Genomic DNA, 25,780 nt, shown 5'->3' with positions numbered 1-25,780 from the left:
GGTCGAACGGGTGGTCAGCCCGGGTGCGGTGCGAGATGCCGGGCGACGGCCCGTGCGACCAGCGCTTCGATATCGGTACCGGGTGCGACCGCCTCGATACTGCGGTTCGCGACCACCACCGCGATGCCGTGCAGGTGGGTCCACAGGCTCAGGGCCCGCTCGTCCGCGTCGGTGCCGCCGCAGTCGGCGACCAGTTCCCGCCAGCGCGTGAACAGCGGCAGTGTCCAGTTGGCCCGCAGGTTCTCACCCGCGCCTTCGAGCAGGTCGTGGCGGAACATGAGGGTGAACATCTCCGGGCGCGCGGTGGCGAAGCGGATATAGATGAGGCAGGTGCGGCGGACTCGTTCGAAGGCGGTATCACCTTGTGCCGCATCGATTTCCGCGCGCAGGTCCGCGTAGCCGTGCGCGGCGATCGCCGCCAGCAGCGCGTTGTGGGTGGGGAAGTAGCGCCGGGGCGCGCCGTGTGAGACCCCGGCCTCGCGGGCGATGGCCCGCAGCCCGAGCTCGCGGGCGCCGATGTCCTCGAGCATGGTGACGCCCGCGGTCACCAGTCGTTCGCGCAGTGGCTCGGCCGAAGTCATGGGTCACATTCTCCCGTATTCGTAGACAGTGTCTACGTGGTCCGGTACAAAAGAATGCGTAGACACTGTCTACGCAGCCGTCGAATTCCCGAGAGTTGGGTGGATCTCCATGTGGTACTGGCTCCTGAAACACATCGTGGTGGGGCCGGTGCTGCGGCTGCTCGGGCGGCCCAGGATCGAAGGGCTGCACCATGTTCCGAAGAATGGCCCGCTGATCATCGCGGCCAACCACCTCGCCGTGGTGGATTCGCTCTACCTGTGCCTGGTGCTGCGCCGCCGGGTCACCTTCATCGCCAAGCAGGAGTACTTCACCGAGGGCGGCTGGCGCGGGCGGGTCAATCGCTTCGTCATGAACGCCACCGGTCAGGTGCCGGTGGACCGCACCGGGGGCAGCGCGGGCTCGGATTCGCTCGCGGCGGCGGTGCGCATTCTGGAGTCGGGCGGCGTCTGGGGCATTCACCCGGAGGGGACGCGCTCGCCCGACGGCCGGGTGTATCGGGGTCGGACCGGCGTGATCCGGGTGGCCATGCAGACCGGAGCTCCGGTGATTCCGGTGGTGCTGTCGGGGACCGATCGGGTGAATCCGCGGGATGGGCGTTTCCTGCGCCCCGCCAAGGTGCACATCTCCTTCGGCCACCCGCGCTACTTCCTGCCCGCCGGTCAGCAAGCCGTGCGCCGCGCCACCGACGAGCTGATGGCCGATATCGTCAGTCGTTCCGGCCGCCCGTACGTCGATTGCTACGCAACCACTTTCAAGCAGCAGGCCGCCTGAGACGAGAACGGCCGGTGGTGCGGAATCCGATCGGGATTCCGGACCACCGGCCGTTGCGCTGTTCGTCTCAGCTCACGCGCGCGTTGGCGCTGGAGCCGGTGATGCCGAGGGACTTGAGCAGGCCCGCGGCGCTGCCCGTGTCGAGGCCGCTGTCACTGGCGGCGGTGGCGGAGACGGTGATGTCCACCGGGCCGACGGCGACGGACTGGCCGGCGCCGTTGAGGGTGACCGTGATGTGGTGGGTACCCGCCGACGTCGGAGTCCAGTTGATGGCGGCCGTGGTGGCGGTGCCGGAGGCCGGGGTAGCGGTGCCGATGGACACGGTGCTCGACCCGGTGGTGTCGAAGACGTTCGCGCTGACGCTGGGCGAGCCGGTGACGACGGTGATGGTGTACGTCTGGCCCACGGTGTAGCCGCTACCCGACACGGTCAGACCGTTGACGGTGGTGTCCGCGGTGGCGAACGGAGCGGCGATGGCGATGGTGGCGGAGATGGCTGCGAAGCCCGCGGCGCTCAGGCCGGCCTTGCGGATGTTGGTCATAGATCTCTGTTCCTCACTCAGGAGACACGCTATTCAGCGTGTCGATCAAAGTGCCTAGCACCGGAAAGGAATCCCCGCTACCAAAACCGGGGTTTTTATCAGGAAACGGAAGCACCCGTGCCGTTGGCGGTGGCGCCGCCCGCGGAGCCGGAGCCCAGACCCTTGAAGAGCCCGCCGAGGTCCGGCAGGGTGCTGGGCTTGGCCGGGGTGGTGGCCGGCGGCGGCGGGGTGGTGGTGTGGGTCGGCGGGGGCGGGCAGTCGTTGTTGGTGGCGGCTGCGAACGGCGCGGTCAGGGCGACTGCGGCGGAGACGGCGGCGATGCCCGCGGCGCTGAGGCCGATGCGGCGGATGTTCTTCATCAAGCGTTTTCCTAACTCAGGAGCCAAGCTACCCAGCGTGCTCATCGAATTGCCCGGTACCAGGGAGGGGTTCGGATCGATGGCGGCGGCGCTGAGTGATGCGAAATACTAGTGTGTCAAATTGCCGGGGACAAGAGCGGAAAATGCGGTCGCCGAGGGGGTGCGGCAAGTGCCTTCCGGCAGCGTGTTAAAGTCTTCAGGTTGTCTCGGCGAGGGTGTGGCACCCAGTTGTCCACCGTGATCGACGCGGCTCGGCCTATTTCGGCCGTCCATGTTGGTCTTCGCCGATGAGCAGACCAACCACTTCGCCAGGGCGGCCCACGTCGCCTGGCGACACGCTGACATTACAGCCGGACGAGCCGTAGGGAGTAGACAGTCATGTCCGACGCCAACCTTCTCGAAGCCACCGTACGTACCGAGTTCGGTAAGGGTGCCGCCCGCCGTACCCGCCGCGACGGCAATGTCCCCGCCGTGCTCTACGGCCACAACGAGGAGCCGCAGCACCTGTCCGTGAGCGCCCGCGCGTTCGCCGCCATCCTGCGTGAGCACGGCACCAACGCCGTCCTCGAGCTGGACATCAACGGCAAGAAGCAGCTGGCGCTGACCAAGTCGGTCGTCGTTCACCCGATCCGCCGCTACATCGAGCACGCCGACCTGCTGATCGTGCGTCGTGGCGAGAAGGTCACCGCCGACGTGAACGTCGCCATCGTCGGCGAGGCCGCCTCCGGCACCCTGGTCACCCAGGACGCCACCACCCTCTCCATCGAGGCCGAGGCCCTGCACATCCCCGAGTCCATCGAGGTCTCGATCGAGGGCGTCGAGGCCGGCACCCAGATCCTCGCCGGCGGCATCGAGCTGCCGAAGGGCGTCACCCTCGCCGGTGACCCGGAGGCCCTGGTCCTCAACGTCATCGCCGCCCCGGCCGCCGCCGCCGAGGCCGAAGAGGCCGCCGCCGAAGAGGCCGCCGCGGAGTAACTCCCTACTCCCGCAACGGTTCTCGATGACCGAGGCAACGGCCGGGCCCGCGCTCGTGATCGGTCTGGGTAATCCCGGATCCGAGTACGAGCGCACCCGGCACAATGTCGGTTTCCTGGTCGCCGACCTGCTCGCGGAGCGGGTCGGCGGTCGTTTCACCGTGCACAAGAAGTCCGGCGCGGATCTGCTCGAGGCGCGCCTGGACGGGCGTAAGGTGCTGCTGGCCAAGCCGCGTACCTACATGAACCTGTCCGGGCGGCCCGTCGCGGCGCTGGCCAAATTCTTCTCCGTGCCCGCCACCGAGGTGATCGTCGTGCACGACGAACTCGACCTCCCCTTCGGCCAGATCCGCCTCAAGCGCGGCGGCGGCGAGGGCGGGCACAACGGGCTGCGTTCGATCTCGCAGGCCCTCACCACCAAGGACTATCTGCGCGTCCGCTTCGGCATCGGCCGTCCGCCGGGCCGTCAGGATCCCGCCGATTACGTGCTGAAGCCGTTCTCCGCGCCGGAGCGCAAAGAGGTTCCGGTGATCGTCGAGCAGACCGCGGACGCGGTCGAGCTGCTGCTGCGCGTGGGCCTGGAAACCGCGCAGAACCAATTGCACTGAGCCCCAGGGCCTTCATTCCCTGAGGCCCCGCGTTCCCCGGGGCCCTGCAGTCCGTCAGGACAAGGTGGTGGCCGTCGCCGAGCGGCGCAGCTTGCCGGAGGAGGTCTTGGGCAATGCGCCGGGACCCAGCACGGTGACGCTGCGCGGGCGCACCCCCACCTCCGAGAACACCGCGTGCACGATGTCGTGCTCGATGCGGCGCACCTCGTCCGGGTCCTGATGATCATTGGATTCCACCACTACGGCGAAGCTTTCGCGCTTCTGGCCCGCGTCGAGCCGGACCGCCACCGCGTTGCCGGGCCGAACGCCCTTGACGCGCAAGGCGGCTCGCTCGATGTCGGTGGGGTAGATATTGCGGCCGGCCATGATGATGACGTCCTTGATCCGGCCGCAGACCACCACCAGGCCCTCCTCGGTGAGGTAGCCGATGTCGCCGGTGTCGAGCCAGCCTTCGCCGTCCTGGGCGGGGCGGAAGCCCTCGACGGTGACATAGCCGGAAGTCACCGCGGGGCCGCGTAATTCGATGACCCCGACGCTGCGCGGGGGCAGTGACCGGCGTTCGGCGTCGACCACCCGGCCCTCGAGATTGTCGACCAGGTAGCCCAGGGTGGGCAGCCGGCGGATCCCGCCGTGATGGTGTTCGGGATCGCGGACCGGCACCGCCTTGCCGAGGGCCTCGAGCAGGTCGGCGTCGACGGTGTCGAGGATCTGGCCCAGTCCCGGGTCCGGGATCGAGACCGCGAGGGTGGTCTCGGCCATGCCGTAGACGGGGGTGAGGGCCATCGGGTTGAGGCCGAAGCGTTTTCCGGCCTCGGCGAGCGTGTCCATGGTGTCGGCGTCGACGGGCTCCGCGCCGTTCCACATGTAGCGCACGCTGCTCAGGTCGAGGGACCCGTCGTCGGCGTTCCGTAATCGCCGGGCCAGCAGCGAGTAGGCGAAATTCGGTGCGGCGGTGACGGTTCCGCGGTACTTCGAGATCAGCTCGGCCCACAGGATGGGCCGGGCCAGGAAGTCCAGCGGGGTCACGCAGACCACTTCGGCGCCGAATTGCATCGGAACGCTGAGGAATCCGACCATGCCCATGTCGTGGAACAGCGGCAGCCAGCTGACCATCACGTCGTCGTCGAGCTGGAACTTCACCCGGTCGAACATGGCGTAGGCGTTGACGAAGAAGTTCCCGTGCGTGATCCGCACCGCCTTGGGCGAGCCGGTGGAGCCGGATGTCAACTGCTGCAGGGCGATATCGTCCTCGCCGGTCGGGACCGGGTCGATCGGGGCGCCCGCGCGCATGGTGTCGAGGGTGACCACCTCGATGCCGCGTTCGCGCAGTAGGGGTTCCGCGATCTCGAACGGTGCGCCCAGGATGACCGCGCGGGCTTCGATCATGCCCAGCACGGTCTCGGTGTCGTGCGCCCACACCTGCAGATCGGTGCGCGGTGTGGGCTGGTGCAGCATGGTGATCGACGCGCCGCGCATCCACGCGGCCTGGCAGGCCGGTGCGATGTCGACCGGCATGCCGGCCAGCACGCCTACCGCGTCGCCGGGGCCGATGCCGGCGGCCGCCAGCCCGCCCGCCATGCGGCGTGCGATGTCGTGGATCTCGCCCCAGCTCTGCCGTAGTGGCGCATCGGGTTCTCCGGTCACCAGGCCGCGGTGTGAAACGCGGGCGGTGGCATACATCTCGTCGGTGAAGCGACTCACGCAGGACTCCTCGAATGCCGGACCAGCATTCAAATATCCCGTGTCGGAAGGGCGCTGTTAACCGTTTCGGGGTGATCCGGTCCGCTATGTGAAGTTCTGATCGCCTACGCGAGGGTTCGAACGGCTCCGACGAATCGATCCAGGTCCTCGAAGCTGACGAAGCAGTGCGGGGAGGCCCGCACCACCGAGTTCAGTTCCCGGGCCGACATATCCAGCAGAGTGGAGCTGCGGTGGCTCACCGTCACGGTGATGTCGGCGGCGGCCAGCCGGTCGCGCACCTGGATCGGCTCCTGCCCGGCCACGGTGAAGGACACGATGCCCGCGTGCTGGATGCCCCGGTCGCGTACCTCCACCCCGGGCAGCTCCTGCAACGCCTTGCGCAGGTACTCGGCGCGTTCGGCGATGGCCGCGTAGACGGCGGCCGGGCCCAGGTCGAGCAGGTAGCGCACGGCCGTGCCCAGGCCCAGCCGGGTCGCGACCGAACATTCCCAGAATTCGAAGCGGCCGGCGTCGGGGGAGAGCACGTAGTCGCCGGGGGCGGTCCATTCGGCGCTGCGCAGATCCAGGCGGCCGGGTTCCAGGCTGCGCGCCAATTCTGGTCGCACGTACAGGAATCCGGTGCCGCGCGGGCCGCGCAGCCATTTGCGGCCGGTCGCGGACAGTGCGTCCACTTCGAGTTCGGCGACGTCGAGGGGCAGTTGTCCGGCGGACTGGCAGGCGTCGAGCACCACCAGCGCGCCCACCCGGTGCGCGATGCGGGTGGCCTCGGCGACGGGGTTGACCAGACCGCCGTTGGTCGGAACATGTACCAGCGACACGAGTTTCACGCGTTCGTCGACCATGGCGGCGAGCGCGTCGAGGTCGAGTTGCCCGCTGCCGTCGGCGGGGATGGCCTCCACGACGGCGCCGGTCCGGCGGGCGCGCTGCAGCGCCGCGATCGCGTTGCTGCCGTAGTCGGCGCCGGAGATCAGGATGCGGTCGCCGGGGGCCAGCGGGACCGAGTAGAAGAAGTCGCTCCAGGAGCGGCTGGCGCTGTCGCTGAAGGCGAGTGCGGCCGGGTCGGCGTTGATCAGCTCGGCGATCGCGGTTCGGACGCCGTGCAGGTCGTCGAGGCGCTCGTTGGCCGCGCGATAGCCACCGATCTCGGCCTCGCGGCGCAGGTGTGCGATGGTGGTTTCGACGACCGCGCGCGGGGGCAGCGAGGAACCCGCACTGTCGAGAAACACTCGGTTTTCACAACCGGGTGTATCGGCCCGTAATCCAGCGATATCCAGCATGGAATCGACCATATAGGTTGTCGCGTTCTCCATTTCGTCAGATTTCTTGTCACAGTGGATCGCTACTCTGGTTTGGTCGCCGTTCCGATCCCCCCACGGCGACCGCATCCGACGGAGGTTGGCAATGGCTGTCACAGCGTCACCCGCCGATGTGCTGCGCAGTGGCCTGGATGTCTCGGAGCCCGGCGGCGAGTTCTCCTCACGCGCCGCCGCCGAGGCTTATGTCGGAAAAGTCTGTTTCAAACAGGGCCCACCGCTGCTCATCGGCGCCGAACTGGAGTGGCTCACCGCGCAAGGTGAACTTTCGGCAACGAATTCGCGTCCGGACCTCACGGTCCTCGCCGACGCCCTGGGGCCGTACGCGCCACGGTCCATTTCCCCCGATTCCCCGGCCGATCCGTTGCCGGGCGGCAGCCGGGTCACCCTCGAGCCCGGCGGTCAGATCGAATTGTCCAGCGCCCCGTTCGGCACCGCCGCCGAATTGTGCGAGCGCTTACGGGCAGACACGACCAGCCTGCGGGAGCTGCTCGAATCCCGCGGAATCCGCACCCTCTCCGCCGCCGCCGACGCGGTCCGGCAGCCGTTGCGTGTCCTGGGCCTGCCGAGGTACCAAGCTATGGAACGGTCCTTCGCCGCGCTGGGGCCGTTCGGCGCGCTCATGATGTGCAATACCGCCGCCACCCAGGTCAGCGTCGACGCGGGCGCCGATCCCGCCGAGATCGCCGCCCGCTGGCGGGTGCTGCACGCGGTGGGACCCGCCTTGCTGGCCGCCTTCGCGCGCTCTCCCGGCCTGCACACCGCACCCCCGGGTGTCTGGGCCTCCCAGCGCATGCGGGCCTGGCAGCGGCTCGATCCGCTGCGTACCAGGCCCCCTGTGCAGGACTGGGCCGATCCGATCACGGGATACGCGCGCTGGGCGCTCGACGTGCCGCTGCTGTGCGTGCGGTCGGCGGACCCGCAGGCCGCCGACTGGTCGGCCCCGCCCGGCGCCACCTTCGCCGACTGGCTGTGTGGCGCGCTGGACGAGGAGATCGGCCGCCGTCCGGACCGTTCGGATCTGGACTATCACCTCACCACCCTGTTCCCGCCGGTGCGCGCCGCCGGACACCTCGAGGTCCGCTATCTCGACGCGCAGCCCGGCGACGACTGGTCGGTGCCGGTGTACGCCATCGACGCACTGCTCTCGGATCCCGGAACCATCACCGAGGCAACGGCTCTGGCCGCCGGCACCGCCGACCGCTGGTCCGAGGCCGCGCGGTGCGGTCTGGCCGATCCGGACCTGCGGGCCGCCGCGGTCGCGCTGCTCGACCTGGCCACCGCGCACGCCGCGACGCCCACGGCCGCCGCCGAATTGGCCGCCGCCACCGAACGATGTCGTCGCGGTCTGATGCCCACCGGCCGCGAAGACGATGGCGGCGCATGACCTCTCAGTCGAACCGACTGAGCCACGAATCGGGAGTTCTCTCATGACTGTTCAGCATCTGCCGGGGACGGACCGGTCCGAGGCCGAGGCGCTGCGCGGCCGCATCGCCGAGGCCCTCGAACGGGCGCGGCGGCGCACCATCGGCCTGACCGAATGCCTCGACGAGGCCGAACTGGTGGCCCAGCATTCGCGTTTGATGAGTCCGCTGGTGTGGGACCTCGCGCACATCGGCAACCAGGAAGAACTGTGGCTGGTGCGCGATGTCGGCGGCCGGGAACCGGTGCGGCAGGACATCGATCAGCTCTACGACGCCTTCAAACACGCGCGCGCCGACCGGCCCGCGCTGCCGCTGCTGGATCCGGCCCAGGCCCGCGACTATGTCGGCACGGTGCGGGACAAGGTGTGGGATGTGCTGGACCGCAGCCCATTACACGGCCGGGATCTGGTCCGCGACGGGTTCGCCTTCGGCATGATCGCCCAGCACGAGCAGCAGCACGACGAGACCATGCTCGCCACCCATCAGCTGCGCGTCGGCGAGGCGGTGCTGTCCGCGCCGCCCACCCCCGCCGCGCGGGTGGCGGTCACCGGTGAAGTCGTCTTTCCCGCAGGCGAATTCACCATGGGCACCGACTCCGATCCGTGGGCGCTGGACAACGAGCGACCCGCACACCCCGTCCACGTGGACGGGTTCGCCATCGACGCCGCGCCGATCACCAATGAGCAGTACCTCGCGTTCGTCGACGACGGCGGGTACGAGCGGCCCGAACTGTGGTCCGAGCGCGGCTGGGCACACCGGGTGGACGCCGGGCTGACCGCTCCCCAGTTCTGGGAGCAGGACGGCGGAGGTCGCTGGTGGCGGCGGGTTTTCGGGGTCATGCAGCCGTTGCGTGCCCAGCAGCCGGTGGTGCACGTGTGCTGGTTCGAGGCCGAGGCGTACGCCCGCTGGGCGGGTAAGCGCCTGCCCACGGAGGCGGAGTGGGAGAAGGCCGCCCGGTTCGACCCGGAGTCGGGGCGGTCGCGCCGATTCCCCTGGGGCGATGGCGATCCCACCGAGGCGCTGGCGAATCTCGGTCAGCACCACCTGGAACCGGCCGATGTCGGCGCGTATCCCGCCGGTGCGTCACCGGCCGGTGTGCACCAGTTGATCGGTGACGTGTGGGAGTGGACGTCTTCCGGGTTCGAGGCGTACCCCGGGTTCCGGGCGTTCCCCTACCGCGAATACTCCGAGGTCTTCTTCGGCGGCGACTACCGGGTGCTGCGCGGCGGTTCCTTCGGCGCCGACCAGGTCGCCTGCCGGGGCACCTTCCGCAACTGGGATCACCCCATCCGCCGTCAGATCTTCGCCGGCTTCCGGCTGGCCAGAGATCTGCGATCGGACGAACGCTGATGTGCCGTCACCTGGCCTACGTGGGTCCGCCGACCCCGGTCGGCTCCCTGCTCACCCAGGGCCCGCACTCGCTGCGCACCCAGTCGTGGGCGCCGCGGGAGATGCGTGGCGGCGGCACCATCAATGCCGACGGTTTCGGCGTCGCCTGGTGGCATCACCCCGACGCCGCTGCCCTCGACCACGGCCCCGGTGTCATCTGGCACGGCGGCGCGGCCGGTGATCCCACCGAAACCTCGCCCGCGCCAACGGGTCCGGTGGCGAGTCGATACCGCAATCACGTCCCGATCTGGACCGATCCGGCCGTGGACGAGGTGCTTCCGCAGATCCGTTCCGCCGCGGTGCTCGCGGCGATCCGTTCCGCCACCGCGGGCATGCCGGTCGAGCGGGCCGCGTGCGCGCCGTTCCTGCACGGCGGCTGGGCGTTCAGCCACAACGGCGCGATTCCGGAGTGGCGCGGCGTATTGACCGCCGTCGCCGCCGAATTCGGGTCGGCGTCACTGCTCGACGCCGAGGCGCTGACGGATTCGGCTGCGCTCTGGGTGATTCTGCGCGGCGTGCTCGAGGTCGGGACGGAGCCGGGGGCGGCGTTGCGGATGGTGGTGGGCGCGGTGCTGCAGCGGTCGCCGCGGGCGCGGTTGAATCTGTTGCTGGGGAATGGATCCGGGGTGTGGGCCACGACGTGGCATCACGCGTTGTCGGTGTTGGAAGGCGATGGATTCGTGGTGGTCGCCTCCGAACCGTTCGATGCCGATCCGCGCTGGCGGCCGGTCGAGGACCGGCGGCTGGTGCGGGTGCGCGACGGACGGGTGTCGGTGGAACCACTGGATATCGAGATCGGAAGGGCTGGTTCATGACTACGGCTACGGTGGAAATCCATCTGACCGACGAGGATTTGACGACCGCGTTGCGCGAGGACGTGCGGCGCGGGTTGACGGCGGAGCCGAAGTGGCTGCCGCCCAAGTGGTTCTACGATGCGCGCGGCAGCGAGCTGTTCGAGAAGATCACCGAACTGCCGGAGTACTACCCGACCCGGACCGAGCGGGCGCTGCTGGAACGGGTGGTCGGCGAGATCGCCCGGATCGCGGGGGCCGAGGTGCTGGTCGAGCTCGGGGCGGGATCGGCGGCCAAGACCCGGCTGCTGCTGAACGCGCTGACCGCGGCTGGCCCATTGAAGAGCTATGTGCCCCAGGATGTTTCGATCTCGGCCTTGCGCATGGCCGCGGACGAGGTGGCGGCGGAGTTCCCGGGGCTGGGCGTGCACGGCGTGGTCAGCGACTTCACCGCCACCCTGGACAATCTGCCGGGCGGCGGCCGGCGCATGGTCGCGTTCCTGGGCGGCACCATCGGCAATCTGGTGCCCGCCGAGCGCGCCGAATTCCTGCGCGGCATCCGCGATGTGCTGGAACCCGGTGAGCAGTTGCTGCTCGGCGCGGGCCTGGTCATCGATCCGGCGGTGCTGGTTCCGGCCTACGACGACGCCGCGGGGGTGACCGCGGAGTTCAATCGCAATGTGCTGCATGTCCTCAACGCCCGCCTGGGCGCGGACTTCGAGCCGGAGAAGTTCGCGCACGTCGCGGTGTGGGACGCCGAGCGGGAGTGGATCGAGATGCGGCTCGAGGCCACCGAGGCAATGACGGTCCGCATTCCCGAACTCGACCTGACCGTCGACTTCGCGCGGGGCGAGCAGCTGCGCACCGAGATCTCGGCGAAGTTCCGCCGCGAGGTGCTCGAAAGCGAGCTGGACGCGGCCGGTTTCCGCGCCGAGCACGTCTGGACCGATCCGGACCAGCGTTTCGCTTTGGTGCTCGCCGAACGCCGGTAGCCGGGCGCGCGGTGGCGGCTACTTCTGGGCCGTCACCGCGGCCAGCCATTCGATGAGCGGCCGCATCTGCTCCCACGCCGCCCGGATCTCGCGGGCGGCGCGCGGGGTGGGCAGCCACTTGGGTGCGCCGAAATCCTTTCCGGCGGTGAGGGATTTGTGCCGCAGCAATTCGATGCGCGGGTGGTCGATGTCGTAGCCCTTGGGTTTGGTCGCGAGTTTGTCCCCGCCGATGGCGTACCCGTCGGCGATCAGCCGGGCGATCAGCGCTTCCAGTTCGGCGCCGCGCACCTCGTCGTCGATGGCGGCTCGCAGCGCGGTGAGCTGGGCGGCTTCGGCGGCGTACAGGCCGCCGGCGACCCGGAGTCCGGCCGCGCCGATCTGCACGTACCAGCCGGAGTATTGGGCGCTGTACACCACCGCGCCCTGATGGTTCTTGTACGGCGACTTGTCCTTGGCGAAGCGGACGTCGCGGTAGGGCCGGAAGATCTTGGCCGTGCCGAAGTCCGCTTCCAGGTCGGCGACCAAGGCCTTCATCGGATCCCGGACGGATTCCTCCCACACGGTCTTGTGGGCATTCCAGAAGGTCTTGGAATTGTCTGCTTCCAGGTCCTCGTAGAAGTCGAGTCCGGCGAGCGGGAATCCGGTGAATGCGGTCATGGATCGAGTGTCCGTGATGGCCGGGAGCCGGGCGCGCCCGCCCTAGTCCTCGAGCTCTTCGATGATTTCCATGGCGGCGACCTCCGCGGGCCGGTTGTCCTCGATCTCGAATTCCTCGCGTTGGCGGCGGCGGGTCCACTCCTGGTCGAGTTCGTCGCTGATGCCGAGGCGGCCGTCGTTGTCGTTCTCGCGATTGCGGATGACGAGGTCGGAGGGTGGGTCGGTGATGAACCGCTGGTATTCGCGGATCTCGTCTTCCTGGTCGTCGTCACCCAGGTCGTAGTCGAGGTTGTCGACATCGCTGTCGAAGACCTGGTCGGTGTCGAAGACCTCGTCCATCAGGCGGGCGTCGTCCTCGTCGGGCCGGTCGGCCATGCGGCACCACCTCTCCGCGCTGTCTGCGCACCAGTAGCAAACCGTACGTCCGACCTAACGCTACCGCCTGCCGCCTGAAACGGACACGCTTGCCGCCCCAATGCAACGAGCGCGCCCCTCCCGGGTGGGAGGGGCGCGCTCGGTGGATTCGGGGCCGGCTACGCGTTGCCGTTGAAAAGACCGGTGACGGAGCCGTTCTCGAAGACCTCGCGGATGGTCTGCGCCAGCAGCGGCGCGATCGAGAGCACGGTCAGCGTCGGGAACTTCTTCGACTCGTCGATCGGCAGGGTGTTGGTCACCACAACCTCCTTGGCCCCGCAGTTGGCGAGACGCTCGGCGGCCGGGTCGGACAGGATGCCGTGGGTGGCGGCGATGACCACGTCGCCCGCGCCGGCCTGCTTGAGCACCTTGACCGCGCCGGCGATGGTGCCACCGGTGTCGATCATGTCGTCGATCAGGATGCAGGTGCGGCCCTCGACCTCACCGACCACGCGGTTGGAGACGGTCTGGTTGGGGACCAGCGGGTCGCGGGTCTTGTGGATGAACGCCATCGGCGCGTCCGCGAGCGAGTTGGCCCACTTCTCGGCGACCTTCACGCGGCCGGCGTCGGGGGAGACGACCGTGATGTTGGACAGGTCGTAGTTGTTGCGGATGTGCTCGGCCAGCTGCACCTGCGCGTGCATGTGATCGACCGGGCCGTCGAAGAAGCCCTGGATCTGATCGGTGTGCAGGTCGATGGTGATGATCCGGTCCACGCCCGCGGTCTTGAGCAGGTCCGCGATCAGGCGGGCCGAGATGGGCTCGCGGCCGCGGTGCTTCTTGTCCTGGCGGGCATAGGGGTAGAACGGCAGCACCGAGGTGATGCGCTTGGCCGAACCGCGCTTGAGCGCGTCGATCATGATCAGGTGCTCCATGACCCACTGGTTCAGCGGGGCCGGGAAGCTCTGCAGCACGAAGGCGTCGGAGCCGCGGACCGATTCCTCGAACCGGACGAAGGTCTCGCCGTTCGCGAAGTCGCGGGCGGTCTGGGGGGTGACGTGAACGTTGAGTTCCTTGGCCACCGCCTCGGCGAGCTCAGGATGAGCGCGTCCCGAGAACAGCATCAGATTCTTCTGGTTATCGGTAGAGAACGCGGTCACTGACGTTCGCCATCCTTTTGCTCGTTGGTTTTCTCGGTGGTTCCGGGCTCTTCCGGGATCGCCGCGAGAGCCGCTTCGGCCGCGCGGGCGGCATCGGTGCCGGGGCGATTGCGCTGCACCCAGCCCTCGAGATTGCGCTGTGCTCCACCCGATACCGCGAGCGCTCCCGGAGGAACACTTCTGCGCAGTACAGTACCCGCCGCCGAGTAGGCGCCGTCACCGACGGTGATCGGGGCGACGAACATGGTGTCGCTACCGGTCCGCACATGCGAGCCGACGGTGGTGTGGTGCTTCTTGACGCCGTCGTAATTGACGAAAACGCTGGATGCGCCGATATTGCTGTGCTCGCCGATGGTGGCGTCGCCCACATAGGTGAGGTGCGGGACCTTGGAGTGCGCGCCGATGGTCGCGTTCTTGGTCTCGACGAAGCCGCCGATCTTGCCTTCGGCGCCGAGCGAGGTGCCGGGGCGCAGGTAGGCGAAGGGGCCGACGGTCGCGCCCGGTCCGATGCTGGACTTCTCGCCGTGCGTGCGCACCACCTTCGCGCCGTCGCCGATGGTCATGTCGGTGAGGGTGCAGTCGGGTCCGATCTCGGCGTCCTCGCCGATCACGGTGTCGCCCAACAGCTGTACGCCCGGGCGGATCACGCAGTCGCGGCCGATCACCACATTGCCGTCGATCCAGGTGCTGCCCGGATCGATGATGGTGACCCCGGCGCGCATGTGCCGTTCCAGGATGTAGCGGTTGAGCGTCTTGGCCGCGCCGGCCAGCTGCACGCGGTCGTTCACGCCGGTGACCTTGGCGGAATCGACCAGGCGCGCGCCGTGCACCGGGTGCCCGGCCTCGCGGGCCAGCTTGAGCACGTCGGTGAGGTACAGCTCGTGGCGGGCGTTGGCGGTGTCGATACGCGAGATCATGATTCGCAGCACGGCCGCGTCGAAGACGTAGACGCCGGAGTTGACCTCGGTGATGGCGGCCTGTGCCGGGGTGGCGTCGGCGTGCTCGACGATCTCCATCACGCGACCCTCGTCGTCGCGGACGATGCGGCCGTAGCCGTTGGGGTCCTCGGGCACGAAAGTCAGTACGGTGGCGGCGGATCCGTCGGAGTAGCTGCGGTGCTCGTCGAGCAGCGCGTGCAGGGTGTGCCCGTCGAGCAGCGGCACGTCGGCGTAGGTGACGAGGACGTCGCCGGAGAAATCGTCGGGCAGCGAGGTGAGCGCGCATTGCACGGCGTGGCCGGTGCCGCGCTGCTCGTTCTGTACCGCCAGGGTGATCGGGCGGCCCAGCTCGGCTCCCACCTTGCCGACCGCGTCGCCGACCTGTTCGCGGTCGTGACCGATCACGGTGATGAGCGACGTCGGGTCGATCTCGTGCGCGGCATGCAACGCGTGCGCGAGCATGCTTCGGCCGGCCAGCGGGTGCAACACCTTGGGGGTCTTGGACCGCATTCGGGTTCCGGCTCCGGCTGCGAGAACGACGACGGCGGTCTCCTGTGGCATGGATCTCCCTCGGCTGCCAGTCATCGTGTGCTGAGTCAGGTTGTGCGGGGCCAACCATAGCGACCCTGCGCGCGAGCTCCGCCGCCAGGACTCGAACCTGGACAAACTGAACCAAAATCAGTTGTGCTGCCATTACACCACGGCGGATTGCAGCGTCATGCGGGTCTGATCCTCGCATGAAGTACGCCTCCACGTCGAACCGCTTACACAGTGTCTTACGTGTCAGTCGATAGGCTACCTACCGCACCGCGGTGGGCGCGGGCCGTGCACGCTGGCAAAGGTGCTCGCGGGCAGGGCGAAAGGGGCAGGTGAGCGATGACGGCGGGCGAGGGTTCCAGGCCGGCGCGGGCGCGCATGACCGGCACCCAGCGCCGACAGCAGCTCATCGAGATCGGCCGGGCGTTGTTCGCCGAGCGCGGGTACGACGCGACCTCGATCGAGGAGATCGCGGCGCGGGCGCAGGTGTCGAAACCGGTGGTGTACGAGCACTTCGGCGGTAAGGAAGGCTTGTACGCCGTCGTGGTCGACCGGGAGATGTCGACATTGCTCGAGATGATCACCTCCTCGCTCAAGCAGAATCGTTCGCGGGTGCGGCTGGAGCAGGTGGCGCTGGCGTTGCTCACTTATATGGAGGAGCGCACCGACGGTTTCCGGATCCTGATGCGTGATCAGCCGGTGTCGGCGGCGGAGGGCACCTATTCGAGTCTGCTCAACGAAGCGGTGAATCAGGTGGCGCATATTCTCGCCGGGGATTTCGAACGTCGTGGCCTGGATCCGACGCTCGCGACGCTCTACGGACAGGCACTGGTGGGAATGGTTGCGACGGCGGCGACCTGGTGGCTGGACGAGCGCCAGCCGTCGAAGGAAGTGGTGGCCGCGCATCTGGTGAACCTGTGCTGGAACGGGCTCACGCATTTGGAGGCGGAGCCCAAGCTGGCGTCGGAATGGCCGAGCGGCAAGGGGTTATAGAACCCTGCGGTCTGAATTTTGGTCTGATATGTCTGCTGTAGCGGGGCAGAACTGGACAGTTAACCAGCGAATTGCGAAGGAGGACGGGTCGAATGCTCGAATCGGCTGGCAGCACGCAGCCGGGTGGTACGGTTCACCCATCCTTCGAGTGCTGTTCGAACTGTGATGTCGGTCAACTTCGGGATGGCGGTCTACTTCAGGATGGCTGGTTTGATGACGGGCGGATCTGATGGCTAGGCAAGCGCGTGCGGAGATCACTCGCGATTCCGTGCTCGCGGGCGCTGCCGATGTCTTTCTGCGACTGGGCTACGCGAACGCGTCCCTGTCCGAGATCATCGCGCAGTCGAATGTGACCAAGGGCGCCTTGTACTTTCACTTCGGCTCCAAGGAAGAACTGGCGCGCCGCGGTCGTCGATCAGGGCAACGAGCGACTGATCAGCGCATGCCAGGGTTTCTTCGATCCGCGGGTGCCGGCGTTGGAGGCGTGCATCGGGATCACCTACGTGGTCGCCGATCTCACCATGAACGATCCCATGGTCGGCGCGATGCTCAAGCTCACCCATCAGATCGGCGACTACCGCGGCGCGACGGGCGACAATATCGCCAAGACGTGGGGTGAGACGCACCGGTTGCTCGCCGAACGCGCGATCACCCAGGGTGACCTCGAGGCCGACCTCGATCCCGACACCATCGGCATGCTCCTGCAGGAGATGACCACCGGCGTCCACATCGTCGCCGTCAGCACCGACTCGATCGATCAGATGGCGACCCGCATGGAGCGCGCCTGGTATTTCTTGCTGCCGAGCATCGTCCCGCAGGAGAAGGTCGCCTACTTCCGTGAGTTCGCCGCCCGCCGTCTCCGCCGCTACGTGCAATAAGGCTGCGATCGGACCTGTCACCGCGGGTGACTAGACTCGGTTGGCCGTTCTGAAACGCTGATCTGCGCCGAGGAGTCTTCCCCATGACCACCGATCGTCCGCCTCTGTCGGGACTGGCCGCGGCGGCCGGTGCCGACGCCGCGTTGGAGCAGGTCGCGAGCCTGATCGGGCGGGATTCCGCCAGGCTGGTCGCGCCCTCGGCGGTGCGGCCCTTCGTGGCGACGACCATCGCCGGGCAGCGCCCGCTGCTGGTGGTGACCGCCACCGGGCGTGAGGCCGATGATCTGACCGCAGAGCTGACCGAGATGCTGGGCGATTCGGTGGCGTTGTTCCCGTCGTGGGAGACGCTGCCGCACGAGCGGCTCTCGCCGGGCGCGGACACCGTGGGCCGGCGGATGCAGGTGCTGCGGCGGCTGGCGCATCCGGAGGATCCGGGGGTGACGGGTCCGCTGCGGGTGGTGGTCACCACCGTGCGCTCGCTCATGCAGCCGATGGCGGCCGGGCTCGGGGAGGTCGAGCCGATCGTGCTGCGGCCCGGCGCCGAGTTCGATTTCGACGAATTGCTCACGCGGCTGGTGGAATTCGCCTACGAGCGGGTCGACATGGTCGGCAAGCGCGGCGAGTTCGCGGTCCGCGGCGGCATTCTGGATCTGTTTCCGCCCACCGCGGATCATCCGGTGCGCGTGGAGTTCTGGGGTGACGAGGTCTCCGAGCTGCGCGCCTTCTCGGTGCAGGATCAGCGCTCCATCCACGAGGTGCCGATCGATCTGGTGGTCGCGCCGCCGTGCCGCGAACTGCTGCTGACCACCGCCCTGCGCGAGCGCGCGGCCCAGGTGGCCGCCGACAATGCGGCCGACGCCGCGCTGGTGGAGATGCTGGAGAAGATCGCCCAGGGCATCCCGGTGGAGGGCATGGAGGCGCTGCTGCCGGTGTTGCAGCCCGGCGAGCTGCAGCTGCTGGTGGACGCGCTGCCCGCGGAAACCCATGTGCTGCTGTGTGATCCGGAGAAGGTGCGCACCCGCGCCGCCGATCTGGTGCGGACCGGGCAGGAATTCCTGGAGGCGTCGTGGACGGCCGCCTCCTTCGGCGGGGCCGCGCCGCTGGGCGCGCACGGTCTGGATCTGGCCGCCTCGGGGTACCGGGGCCTGGATGTGGTGCACGCCGACGCCGATCGCCGCGGGCTGCCGTGGTGGACGTTGAGCCCGCTGGCCGCCGACGCCCCGGACGAGATCGTGTTGCCGGTGCTGGCCGCCGCGTCCGCGCGCGGTTCCGAGGAGCTGGTGGCCACCATCTTCGCCTCGCTGCGCGCGCATGTCGCGACCGGCGGCCGCGCGGTCATCGTGGTGGCGGGACACGGTACGGCGCAACGCATTCTGGAACGTCTCGCCGATGCCGAGGTGCCGGCCGCGACGTTGGAGGCCGGGGCCGAGCCGGTGCGCGGACTGGTCGGGGTGCTGTGCGGTTCGCTGCACGACGGCGTGGTGTTCGACGACGCCAAGCTGGTGGTGATCGCCGAATCCGATCTCACCGGCAACCGGGTCACCGCGCCCGGTGAGGGCAAGAAGCTGCCCGCCAAGCGTCGCAATCAGGTCGATCCGCTGGCCCTGACCGCCGGTGACATGGTGGTGCACGATCAGCACGGCATCGGCCGTTTCGTGGAGATGATCGAGCGCACCATCGGCGGTGCGCGCCGCGAGTACCTGGTCATCGAGTACGCGCCCGGTAAGCGTGGCCAGCCGGGGGACCGGCTGTTCGTGCCGATGGACGCGCTGGATCAGCTGTCGCGGTATGTCGGCGGCGAGATGCCCGCGCTGTCCAAGCTCGGCGGTTCGGACTGGGCCAATACCAAACGCAAGGCGCGCAAGGCGGTTCGCGAGATCGCCACCGAGCTGGTGCAGCTCTACGCGGCCCGCCAGGCCGCGCCCGGTCACGCCTTCGCCCCGGACACCCCGTGGCAGCAGGAGATGGAGGACGCGTTCGCGTTCACCGAGACCGTCGATCAGCTCTCGGCCATCGCCGAGGTGAAATCCGATATGGAGAAGGCGGTCCCGATGGACCGCGTCATCTGTGGTGACGTGGGCTACGGCAAGACCGAGATCGCGGTGCGCGCCGCGTTCAAGGCGGTGCAGGACGGCAAGCAGGTGGCGGTGCTGGTGCCGACCACGCTGCTGGCGCAACAGCATCTGCAGACCTTCACCGATCGCATGGCCGGATTCCCGGTGGTGGTGAAGGGCTTGTCCCGCTTCACCGATGCGGCCGAGTCGCGGGAGATCCTGGAGGGCATGACCACCAAGGATGTCGACATCGTGGTGGGCACCCACCGCCTGTTGCAGACGGGTGTGCGCTGGAAGGATCTGGGCCTGGTCATCGTCGACGAGGAGCAGCGCTTCGGCGTCGAGCACAAGGAGCACATCAAGGCGTTGCGCACGCACGTGGATGTGCTGACCATGTCCGCCACGCCGATTCCGCGCACCCTGGAGATGTCGCTGGCCGGTATTCGTGAGATGTCGACCATCCTCACCCCGCCCGAGGAACGGCATCCGGTGCTGACCTATGTGGGCGCGTACAACGACAAGCAGGTGGCCGCGGCCGTCCGCCGTGAGCTGTTGCGTGACGGCCAGGTGTTCTACGTGCACAACCGGGTGTCGTCGATCGACAAGGCGGCCAAGCGGATTCGCGATCTGGTGCCGGAGGCGAGGGTCGTGGTGGCGCACGGGCAGATGAACGAGGACATGCTCGAGAAGACCGTGCAGGGCTTCTGGGAGCGCGAGTTCGATGTGCTGGTGTGCACCACCATCATCGAGACCGGTCTCGACATCTCCAATGCCAACACCCTGCTGGTGGAACGCGCGGACGCGCTGGGCCTGTCGCAGCTGCACCAGTTGCGCGGTCGTGTCGGCCGGTCGCGGGAGCGCGGCTACGCCTACTTCCTGTATCCGCCGGAGAAGCCGCTCACCGAGACCGCCTACGACCGGCTCGCCACCATTTCGCAGAACTCGGATCTGGGTGCGGGTATGGCGGTGGCCATGAAGGACTTGGAGATTCGCGGCGCGGGCAATGTGCTGGGCGCGGAGCAGTCCGGCCATGTCGCGGGCGTCGGCTTCGATCTCTACGTGCGCTTGGTCGGGGAGGCGGTGGAGGCGTATCGCGCCGCCGCGGACGGCCGCCCGATCTCGGTGGACGAGGAGGTCCGGGAGGTCCGCATCGACCTGCCGGTGGACGCGCACATCCCGCCGGACTACATCACCTCCGATCGGCTGCGCCTGGAGGCGTATCGCAAACTCGCTGCCGCCCAGGATGATTCGGGTCTGTCGGCGGTGGTCGAGGAGCTGGTGGACCGGTACGGGCCGTTGCCGGTGGAGGTGGGTCGGCTGGTGTCGGTGGCCAAGCTGCGGTTGCTGGCGCGCGCGTATTCGATCGCCGAGATCGGTGTCACCGGCACCACGGTGAAGGTGTCGCCGTTGCAGCTGCCCGATTCCAAGCAGCTGCGGCTCAAGCGGCTCTACCCGAATGCCACCTATCGGGCGGCAACCGGCATCGTGCAGTTGCCGTTGCCGCGCGTCGAGGACAGTGTCGGCGCGGCGCGGGTCCGCGATGTGCAGGTGTTGCAGTTCGTGGCGGATCTGCTGCTGGCGCTGGACGGAAAGGCGCCCGGCGCGGTGGATGTCCGGGTGCCCGCCGAGGTGATGGCCCCGCGATGAGGCCCGAGTCCACCGCGGACCTCGCGCGGATGACGGCGGCGCTGGCCGAGGCCGTCGATGTGATGGATCGGCTGTGGAACTTCGGCGGCTGGGAGGTGACGCAGACCCACGATTCGCTGCGCCCCTACCTGCTGGAGGAGACCTACGAGCTGCTCGACGCCATCGGTGACGAGGATGCCGAGACGATCAAGGAGGAGCTCGGCGATCTGCTGTTGCAGGTGCTGTTCCACTCCCGGATCGCCGAGGCCGCAGGCGAATTCACGGTCGCGGAGGTGGCGGCGGCGCTGGTGGCCAAGCTGGTGCACCGCAGCCCGCACCTGAGCCCCGGCGACACCGAGCCGGACGCTCCCTTCACGGATCCGGACGCGACCGTCGCGGACAAGATCGCGGCCCAGGAAAAGGCTTGGGAGGAGCGGAAATCCGCTGAGAAGGCGCGACGTTCCTGCCTGGACGGTATCGCCATGGCGCAGCCGGCGCTGGCCCTGGCGGAGAAGGTTCGCTCGCGCGGGATCAAGGCGGGTTTGCCGGAGGATCTGGTTCCGGCCGCCTTGCGGGTGGTGGAGCTCGGTGGGCCGGGTAGCGCCGAGGAGCGGTTGCGCCAGGCCACGCTCGCCTTCGCCGCCGCCGTGCGATCGGCCGAGGATGCGGCGGAAATCGATCGGGGCACGCGCGACGCGCTGACCGCGGCGGACTGGCATCGGTACTGGCCGCGTTCCTGACTCGCCGTCGGATGGGCTTCGAATCACGGTGATTCGCGGCAAATTCGGCATAGCGGTGGCGATGCCGGACGATAACGGCGGTGTTGCCTCGGGCTCGTTTCCGCTAGCGTCACAGGGGTGCATGCTTCGGGGCGCGAATCGATCACCGAGTACTACCCGCCGAGAACGGGTGCGATCGCCGCGTTGGTCTTTTTCCTGGTGATGACCGTGCTACCGGGTTTCGTGGTGTTCAACGCCGATGAACACCCGGTGATGCGGTTCGTGGCCGGGATCCTCATGGCGGTGTTCGGTTTCGGGGTGTACGCCATGCTCGACGAACTGTTCCGCCCGCAGCCGACGTTGCTGCTCACCGATCAGGGTTTCACCTATCGTGGCTTCCCGCATGTGGCTTGGAGCGAGGTGGATCGGGTCCGGCTGCGTATCGGCCGGCTGCGCAAGGGCGGTCGCGCGGAGGTCTTCGCCGAAGTGGTGCTGCATGATCCCGGCGAATTCCGGCACCGCGTCGAAGCTCTCGGTGATGCGACCGCGCGCCGCCACCCGGACCGTCCGCTCTACATCGTCGCCGAGCGGCTGCCGGTCTCGGTGCCGGCGGTCGTGGAGGTCATGCGCGATCACTGTCCGGCGTTGGTGGTGCGTCCCGTCGAGGACGCCCCCGTCCCGGCCGAGCCGCCCGGCGCCCCGCGTTCGGCCGATCGCGACATGGTGGAGAGCGCCTTGGTCGGCGCTCTCACCGACGAGCTACCCGCGGACTGGACGCTGGCCGTCCTGTGGTTCTCGCTGGTGGGCGATGACGGTCACGCGGGTCTGCAACTGGAATTGTCCGGCGCCGCCGCCCCCGAGCCCGCCGAGGAGCTACCCCCGTCCGAGGAGGTGCTCATGCTCCTCAACCGTCTCAAGGAAGTCTGTCACGACCCGATGACCGGCACCTGGCTCAGCGGCCAGGTGCTGCTGCGGGCCGGTTCCACCAAGGCCCAATTCACCCTGTCCTTCAAGGACATCCCCGACTGGCTCCCGGTCCCCGAGCCCGACGACTGCCGCCGCGAGCTCGCCACCTACCCGCGAGCCGGCGACGAGATCCCCACCTGGCTGCGTCAGCGCATCTCCTGACCGAGCCCGTTCATTCCTCGGCGAGGTAGCGCTCGACCGTGTCGACCTTGGCGGTCATCGCATCGGTGACGCCGGGCCGGATATCGGCCTTGAGCACCAGGCTGCAGCGCGGTGCGACCGCCGTGATGGCGTCGGTGGCCTGTTTGACCACGGCCATCACCTCGTCCCATTCACCCTCGAGGGTGGTGAACATGGAATTGGTCTCGTTGGGCAGGCCGCTGGCGCGCACGATCCGGACGGCCTCGGCGACGGCGCGGCCCACGTCCGCGCCGACGCCCATCGGGGTGACCGAGAAGGCGACGATCACACGTTCACGCCGTAGTCGCGGGCGATGCCGGCCAGGCCGGAGGCGTAGCCCTGGCCGATGGCGCGGAACTTCCATTCGGGGCCGTGGCGGTAGAGCTCGCCGAAGACCATGGCGGTTTCGGTGGAGGCGTCCTCGGTGAGGTCGAAGCGGGCCAGCTCGGCGCTGGTGACGGCGTCGATCACCCGGATGTAGGCGTTGCGGACCTGGCCGAAGGACTGGCGGCGGACGTCGGCCTCGTGGATGGAGACGGGGAAGAAGATGTTGGTGATGGTCGGCGGCATGGCGGCCAGGTCGACATTGATCACCTCGTCGTCGCCGTCGCCCGCGCCGGTGAGGTTGTCGCCGGTGTGCTCGATGGTGCCTTCGGGGGAGCGCAGGTTGTTGTAGAAGATGAAGTGCGCGTCCGACAGCACCCGCTGATTGGGCCCGCAGGCCATGGCGCTGGCGTCGAGGTCATAATCCGCGCCGGTGGTGGTGCGAACGTCCCAGCCCAGCGCCACCGCGACCTTGGTCAGGTTCGGGGCCTGTTTGGACAGCGAGACATTTCCGCCCTTGGCCAAGCTGACAGACACACGATCTCCTTCGATACTCAGTTGCGTTCGGCCGCCATTGCTTCGAGCGTCGCGACCCGATTCCTCAGATAGCGTAGTTCGGTGTCGTCGAGGACGGTGCGCTGAATTCCGGAGGCGACCGCGAATGCCGATTGCCGGTGGTCGTCGATGACGTCGACGGTCAATTCGACGGCCACGTAGTCGTCCGCGCCGGGCAGCGGATCGGCGATGACCTTGCCGGTGCCGCGGGCGCACAGGGCCACATTGCCGCCGCCCAGGATCAGCAGCGCCAGCTCGGGCCGTTCCCGCAGCCGCGCCAGCGAGCCGCGATCGGATTTGAGGCTGAGCAGGATTCGCCGGTCGCCGGCGCGCACCGGCCAGGAGACGGGGATGGCGTGCGGCGCGGGATCGGTGGTGACCAGGACGGCGATGGTGTCCTGCGGCCATTCGGGTAGAACGTCCAGTTCGGGATGCTCCGGCTGCATGTCCGTCGAGGGCTCCTGACGTTCCCGCGCGTCGGCTACCATCTGTGTCCCCTCACCATCGGGTACCGCACAGCGGGCTGGGCTGTGCTGCCCGCAAGTGTATGCCGTTGCCGCACTGGCTCGCTGGCGTCCGAATCGCACCCCGGGCGTGCCGGATTTGAGTGTTTCGCCCGTTACGACTGTGAAAACACCTCTGGACCTGCGGGGAAACGGATTGACGAGAAGCGATAACGGTTGCATCATTCGTTACAGTCCCTCGACTCGACGAGGTCACGCGAGTAGCCGGCCGATGACCGCCCGGTGAATTTCGCCCGTGGAAACACACCCGGTACCGCCCGTCCGCTCCGTTCTTCTGACTGCACAACAGATTTCACGGCGTACGCCGGCCCGTGCGTGTCCCGGGACCGGTACCCGGCCGTGCCGGCGTGGTGCCGCAAGACGTGAGGTGAACAGCGCGAAGAGAGCGGAGACGTTGATGGTGGACATGGGTGCGGGGCAGCAGCCGGAGATGGTGGAGATGATGGGGCGCGCGACAGTGGCGAATTTGGCGGTATCCGAGGCGGTTCTCGAAGATCTGCGCTACCTGCGCGCCGAGCTGACCGCCGCGGACGTCCCCTTCCTGCTGGTGCGCGACGCCGACCACCGGTTGGTGCTGGCCGTGGACAGCGGCCACCGGACCGCGCTCAGGCGGGTGCTCGGGGCCGCCATGGTCGCCGGCTTCACCTGCAATGAGAAGCCGCACAATGTCTTCCGGCTCGGCCGCGACCTGGACCCGGCCCACCACGTGGAACTGGAGCTGTGGGAGTACCACGGCGACACCGTGGAATGCCCGCGCCCGAATGCCCTGACCCGCATGGTTTTCGACGTCGCCGATGTGGAACCGTCCACCGTGCTGCTGTACGACACCAGCTGGCCCACCCTGGACGGCATGTTCACCCCGCATCCCACCGATGTCGGTTTCGACATCGACCTGGTGTTCTCCTGGGTGGACGGCACCGATCCCGAATTCCGTGCTCGCCGTGCCGGAATGCTGGCGCAGGTGGTGGTCGGCGAGGGTGACGACGCGGATGCCCGCATCCGCCAGATCGACGAACTGCGCTACGCGCTGCGCTCGGTGCACAAGAACGCCCCGTGGATCCGCCGCATCTTCATCGCCACCGATTCCCGGATCCCGGACTGGCTGGCCGACGATCCGAAGGTCACCATTGTTCGCGCCGTCGACCATTTCCCGGATGTCAGCGGCCTGCCGATCTTCAATTCCCATGCGGTGGAATGCCAATTGCAGCACATCGAAGGATTGTCGGAGCATTTCCTCTACTCCAACGACGACATGTTCTTCGCCCGCCCGGTGCGCCCGTCCATGTTCTTCACCCCCGCGGGCATCAGCCGCTACATCGAGGCGGGCACCCGCGTCGGACCGGGCGCGAACAACGAGCGCCGCAGCGGTTTCGAGAACGCGGCCCGCGTCAATCGCGCCCTGCTGACCCAGCGCTTCGGCCATGTCATCACCCGGCACCTCGAGCACACCCCGGTTCCCCTACGCCGCAGCGTGCTGCTGGAAATGGAACAGGTCTTCGCCGAGGACTTCGCCCGCACCCGCGCCAGCCGTTTCCGCGCCGCCACCGACATCTCGGTCACCAATTCCCTCTACCACTACTACGCCCTGCTCACCGGCCGCGCGGTGCCGCAGGAAGCCGCCAAGATGCGCTACGTCGACACCACCATGTACACCGGCCTGGCCCTGCTCGACGGCTTGGCCAAACGCCGCAATGTCGATTTCTTCTGCTTGAACGACGGCAGTTTCCCGGAGGTCCCGGAGGCCGAACGGGTGCGCGCGGTCTCGGAATTCCTCGAAACCTACTTCCCCGAACCGGCCCCCTGGGAGAAACCGGACACCGTCGCGGGCACCATGACCGCTTTCGAATCCGGCGCGGCCTGACCCACTCGG

Annotated in this window: 24 protein-coding genes, 1 tRNA gene and 1 pseudogene; 13 read left to right on the top strand and 13 right to left on the bottom strand. The window is 68.3% G+C overall.

What is annotated here, in order from left to right; translation table 11 throughout:
* Positions 1-14 precede the first annotated feature (14 nt).
* Positions 15-581 carry a TetR/AcrR family transcriptional regulator gene (locus tag ACYVKL_RS15860; RefSeq protein ID WP_379163961.1) on the bottom strand — a complete coding sequence of 189 codons (567 nt, stop codon included), beginning with the start codon at positions 579-581 and terminating at the stop codon, positions 15-17.
* A 109-nt stretch (positions 582-690) separates the two neighbouring features.
* Here ACYVKL_RS15860 and ACYVKL_RS15855 point away from each other — a divergent pair, with 109 nt between their 5' ends.
* Positions 691-1,353, top strand: a complete 663-nt coding sequence (locus ACYVKL_RS15855) for a lysophospholipid acyltransferase family protein (protein ID WP_379163958.1) — start codon at positions 691-693, stop codon at positions 1,351-1,353.
* A gap of 67 nt (positions 1,354-1,420) precedes the next feature.
* On the opposite strand, the gene ACYVKL_RS15850 is transcribed toward ACYVKL_RS15855, so the two are convergent.
* Together ACYVKL_RS15850 and ACYVKL_RS15845 are read right to left on the bottom strand one after the other, a co-directional pair.
* Positions 1,421-1,894 carry a hypothetical protein gene (locus ACYVKL_RS15850; RefSeq protein WP_379163956.1) on the bottom strand — a complete coding sequence of 158 codons (474 nt, stop codon included), beginning with the start codon at positions 1,892-1,894 and terminating at the stop codon, positions 1,421-1,423.
* Between the two features lie 98 nt (positions 1,895-1,992).
* Positions 1,993-2,253: a hypothetical protein gene (locus ACYVKL_RS15845; RefSeq protein WP_379163953.1), complete on the bottom strand. Its 261-nt coding sequence runs from the start codon at positions 2,251-2,253 to the stop codon at positions 1,993-1,995.
* A gap of 378 nt (positions 2,254-2,631) precedes the next feature.
* Here ACYVKL_RS15845 and ACYVKL_RS15840 point away from each other — a divergent pair, with 378 nt between their 5' ends.
* Positions 2,632-3,228, top strand: a complete 597-nt coding sequence (locus ACYVKL_RS15840; protein ID WP_379163950.1) for a 50S ribosomal protein L25/general stress protein Ctc — start codon at positions 2,632-2,634, stop codon at positions 3,226-3,228.
* A 25-nt stretch (positions 3,229-3,253) separates the two neighbouring features.
* Positions 3,254-3,835 carry an aminoacyl-tRNA hydrolase gene (gene pth / locus ACYVKL_RS15835; RefSeq protein WP_379163947.1) on the top strand — a complete coding sequence of 194 codons (582 nt, stop codon included), beginning with the start codon at positions 3,254-3,256 and terminating at the stop codon, positions 3,833-3,835.
* 54 nt (positions 3,836-3,889) lie between these two features.
* Here pth and ACYVKL_RS15830 read toward each other — a convergent pair whose 3' ends face one another.
* Both ACYVKL_RS15830 and ACYVKL_RS15825 read right to left on the bottom strand, forming a co-directional pair.
* On the bottom strand, positions 3,890-5,536 hold the full coding sequence (locus tag ACYVKL_RS15830; RefSeq protein ID WP_379163944.1) for a fatty acyl-AMP ligase: 1,647 nt from the start codon (positions 5,534-5,536) through the stop codon (positions 3,890-3,892).
* A 104-nt stretch (positions 5,537-5,640) separates the two neighbouring features.
* The gene (locus tag ACYVKL_RS15825) at positions 5,641-6,813 is read right to left on the bottom strand and encodes an aminotransferase class V-fold PLP-dependent enzyme (protein WP_379163941.1); all 1,173 of its coding nucleotides are present in this window, start codon (positions 6,811-6,813) and stop codon (positions 5,641-5,643) included.
* A 124-nt stretch (positions 6,814-6,937) separates the two neighbouring features.
* Between ACYVKL_RS15825 and egtA the strand changes: the two genes are divergently transcribed.
* Genes egtA through egtD form a run of 4 tightly spaced genes read left to right on the top strand, consistent with a single transcriptional unit; the run spans position 6,938 to position 11,445 of the window.
* A complete protein-coding gene (gene egtA, locus ACYVKL_RS15820) occupies positions 6,938-8,236 on the top strand; it encodes an ergothioneine biosynthesis glutamate--cysteine ligase EgtA (protein ID WP_379163937.1) in 1,299 nt (432 codons plus the stop codon).
* Between the two features lie 43 nt (positions 8,237-8,279).
* Positions 8,280-9,623, top strand: a complete 1,344-nt coding sequence (gene egtB, locus ACYVKL_RS15815) for an ergothioneine biosynthesis protein EgtB (protein WP_379163934.1) — start codon at positions 8,280-8,282, stop codon at positions 9,621-9,623.
* Positions 9,623-10,477 (top strand): class II glutamine amidotransferase domain-containing protein, encoded by an 855-nt coding sequence (locus ACYVKL_RS15810; protein WP_379163931.1) that lies wholly within the window; start codon positions 9,623-9,625, stop codon positions 10,475-10,477. The genes egtB and ACYVKL_RS15810 overlap by 1 nt, the downstream gene beginning before the upstream one ends.
* Complete coding sequence (gene egtD / locus ACYVKL_RS15805; protein WP_379163928.1) at positions 10,474-11,445, top strand: L-histidine N(alpha)-methyltransferase; 972 nt, start codon at positions 10,474-10,476, stop codon at positions 11,443-11,445. Before ACYVKL_RS15810 ends, egtD begins: the two co-directional genes overlap by 4 nt.
* 18 nt (positions 11,446-11,463) lie before the next feature.
* On the opposite strand, the gene ACYVKL_RS15800 is transcribed toward egtD, so the two are convergent.
* The 5 genes from ACYVKL_RS15800 to ACYVKL_RS15780 form a co-directional block, all read right to left on the bottom strand.
* Positions 11,464-12,102: a DUF2461 domain-containing protein gene (locus ACYVKL_RS15800; protein WP_379163926.1), complete on the bottom strand. Its 639-nt coding sequence runs from the start codon at positions 12,100-12,102 to the stop codon at positions 11,464-11,466.
* A gap of 42 nt (positions 12,103-12,144) precedes the next feature.
* On the bottom strand, positions 12,145-12,477 hold the full coding sequence (locus ACYVKL_RS15795; protein WP_379163923.1) for a hypothetical protein: 333 nt from the start codon (positions 12,475-12,477) through the stop codon (positions 12,145-12,147).
* Positions 12,478-12,635: 158 nt separating this feature from the next.
* Positions 12,636-13,616, bottom strand: a complete 981-nt coding sequence (locus ACYVKL_RS15790) for a ribose-phosphate diphosphokinase (protein ID WP_213559452.1) — start codon at positions 13,614-13,616, stop codon at positions 12,636-12,638.
* The gene (gene glmU / locus ACYVKL_RS15785; RefSeq protein WP_379163920.1) at positions 13,613-15,115 is read right to left on the bottom strand and encodes a bifunctional UDP-N-acetylglucosamine diphosphorylase/glucosamine-1-phosphate N-acetyltransferase GlmU; all 1,503 of its coding nucleotides are present in this window, start codon (positions 15,113-15,115) and stop codon (positions 13,613-13,615) included. Before glmU ends, ACYVKL_RS15790 begins: the two co-directional genes overlap by 4 nt.
* Positions 15,116-15,191: 76 nt before the next feature.
* Positions 15,192-15,262: transfer RNA gene (locus ACYVKL_RS15780), tRNA-Gln, on the bottom strand.
* Between the two features lie 207 nt (positions 15,263-15,469).
* On the opposite strand from ACYVKL_RS15780, the gene ACYVKL_RS15775 reads away from it, so the two are divergent.
* The 5 genes and pseudogenes from ACYVKL_RS15775 (at position 15,470) to ACYVKL_RS15755 (ending at position 22,489) form a co-directional block, all read left to right on the top strand.
* Positions 15,470-16,084, top strand: coding sequence for a TetR/AcrR family transcriptional regulator (locus ACYVKL_RS15775; RefSeq protein ID WP_213560857.1), 615 nt, complete (start codon positions 15,470-15,472; stop codon positions 16,082-16,084).
* Positions 16,085-16,313: 229 nt separating this feature from the next.
* A pseudogene (locus ACYVKL_RS15770) lies at positions 16,314-16,962 on the top strand (TetR family transcriptional regulator).
* An 83-nt stretch (positions 16,963-17,045) separates the two neighbouring features.
* Positions 17,046-20,663, top strand: a complete 3,618-nt coding sequence (gene mfd, locus ACYVKL_RS15765) for a transcription-repair coupling factor (RefSeq protein ID WP_379163917.1) — start codon at positions 17,046-17,048, stop codon at positions 20,661-20,663.
* Positions 20,660-21,382, top strand: a complete 723-nt coding sequence (locus tag ACYVKL_RS15760; RefSeq protein ID WP_379163914.1) for a nucleoside triphosphate pyrophosphohydrolase — start codon at positions 20,660-20,662, stop codon at positions 21,380-21,382. The genes mfd and ACYVKL_RS15760 overlap by 4 nt, the downstream gene beginning before the upstream one ends.
* Positions 21,383-21,499: 117 nt before the next feature.
* Positions 21,500-22,489, top strand: a complete 990-nt coding sequence (locus tag ACYVKL_RS15755; protein ID WP_379163912.1) for a hypothetical protein — start codon at positions 21,500-21,502, stop codon at positions 22,487-22,489.
* A 10-nt stretch (positions 22,490-22,499) separates the two neighbouring features.
* Here the strand turns inward: ACYVKL_RS15755 and ACYVKL_RS15750 are convergent, their stop codons facing one another.
* Genes ACYVKL_RS15750 through ACYVKL_RS15740 form a run of 3 tightly spaced genes read right to left on the bottom strand, consistent with a single transcriptional unit; the run spans position 22,500 to position 23,874 of the window.
* The gene (locus ACYVKL_RS15750; RefSeq protein ID WP_379163909.1) at positions 22,500-22,796 is read right to left on the bottom strand and encodes an MTH1187 family thiamine-binding protein; all 297 of its coding nucleotides are present in this window, start codon (positions 22,794-22,796) and stop codon (positions 22,500-22,502) included.
* Complete coding sequence (locus tag ACYVKL_RS15745; RefSeq protein ID WP_213559457.1) at positions 22,793-23,368, bottom strand: TerD family protein; 576 nt, start codon at positions 23,366-23,368, stop codon at positions 22,793-22,795. The genes ACYVKL_RS15750 and ACYVKL_RS15745 overlap by 4 nt, the downstream gene beginning before the upstream one ends.
* 17 nt (positions 23,369-23,385) lie before the next feature.
* Positions 23,386-23,874 (bottom strand): hypothetical protein, encoded by a 489-nt coding sequence (locus ACYVKL_RS15740; protein WP_246598361.1) that lies wholly within the window; start codon positions 23,872-23,874, stop codon positions 23,386-23,388.
* Between the two features lie 442 nt (positions 23,875-24,316).
* On the opposite strand from ACYVKL_RS15740, the gene ACYVKL_RS15735 reads away from it, so the two are divergent.
* Positions 24,317-25,771: a stealth family protein gene (locus ACYVKL_RS15735; protein WP_379165747.1), complete on the top strand. Its 1,455-nt coding sequence runs from the start codon at positions 24,317-24,319 to the stop codon at positions 25,769-25,771.
* Positions 25,772-25,780: the final 9 nt, after the last annotated feature.

It is taken from the genome of Nocardia tengchongensis, assembly GCF_054781395.1.
Note: the sequence above shows the minus strand (reverse complement) of the source record. Positions and strands in the feature narration are given on the sequence as shown.

Excerpts from the sequence above, each read along its gene's own strand:
- ACYVKL_RS15845 (WP_379163953.1), bottom strand. The coding sequence starts at position 2,253 with ATGAAGAACATCCGCCGCATCGGCCTCAGCGCCGCGGGCATCGCCGCC.
- ACYVKL_RS15740 (WP_246598361.1), bottom strand. The coding sequence starts at position 23,874 with ATGGTAGCCGACGCGCGGGAACGTCAGGAGCCCTCGACGGACATGCAG.
- ACYVKL_RS15850 (WP_379163956.1), bottom strand. The coding sequence starts at position 1,894 with ATGACCAACATCCGCAAGGCCGGCCTGAGCGCCGCGGGCTTCGCAGCC.
- ACYVKL_RS15810 (WP_379163931.1), top strand. The coding sequence starts at position 9,623 with ATGTGCCGTCACCTGGCCTACGTGGGTCCGCCGACCCCGGTCGGCTCC.
- ACYVKL_RS15735 (WP_379165747.1), top strand. The coding sequence starts at position 24,317 with ATGGGTGCGGGGCAGCAGCCGGAGATGGTGGAGATGATGGGGCGCGCG.
- ACYVKL_RS15855 (WP_379163958.1), top strand. The coding sequence starts at position 691 with ATGTGGTACTGGCTCCTGAAACACATCGTGGTGGGGCCGGTGCTGCGG.
- glmU (WP_379163920.1), bottom strand. The coding sequence starts at position 15,115 with ATGCCACAGGAGACCGCCGTCGTCGTTCTCGCAGCCGGAGCCGGAACC.
- ACYVKL_RS15860 (WP_379163961.1), bottom strand. The coding sequence starts at position 581 with ATGACTTCGGCCGAGCCACTGCGCGAACGACTGGTGACCGCGGGCGTC.
- ACYVKL_RS15840 (WP_379163950.1), top strand. The coding sequence starts at position 2,632 with ATGTCCGACGCCAACCTTCTCGAAGCCACCGTACGTACCGAGTTCGGT.
- egtB (WP_379163934.1), top strand. The coding sequence starts at position 8,280 with ATGACTGTTCAGCATCTGCCGGGGACGGACCGGTCCGAGGCCGAGGCG.
- ACYVKL_RS15775 (WP_213560857.1), top strand. The coding sequence starts at position 15,470 with ATGACCGGCACCCAGCGCCGACAGCAGCTCATCGAGATCGGCCGGGCG.
- ACYVKL_RS15800 (WP_379163926.1), bottom strand. The coding sequence starts at position 12,102 with ATGACCGCATTCACCGGATTCCCGCTCGCCGGACTCGACTTCTACGAG.
- ACYVKL_RS15760 (WP_379163914.1), top strand. The coding sequence starts at position 20,660 with ATGAGGCCCGAGTCCACCGCGGACCTCGCGCGGATGACGGCGGCGCTG.
- mfd (WP_379163917.1), top strand. The coding sequence starts at position 17,046 with ATGACCACCGATCGTCCGCCTCTGTCGGGACTGGCCGCGGCGGCCGGT.
- ACYVKL_RS15795 (WP_379163923.1), bottom strand. The coding sequence starts at position 12,477 with ATGGCCGACCGGCCCGACGAGGACGACGCCCGCCTGATGGACGAGGTC.
- egtD (WP_379163928.1), top strand. The coding sequence starts at position 10,474 with ATGACTACGGCTACGGTGGAAATCCATCTGACCGACGAGGATTTGACG.
- ACYVKL_RS15825 (WP_379163941.1), bottom strand. The coding sequence starts at position 6,813 with ATGCTGGATATCGCTGGATTACGGGCCGATACACCCGGTTGTGAAAAC.
- egtA (WP_379163937.1), top strand. The coding sequence starts at position 6,938 with ATGGCTGTCACAGCGTCACCCGCCGATGTGCTGCGCAGTGGCCTGGAT.
- pth (WP_379163947.1), top strand. The coding sequence starts at position 3,254 with ATGACCGAGGCAACGGCCGGGCCCGCGCTCGTGATCGGTCTGGGTAAT.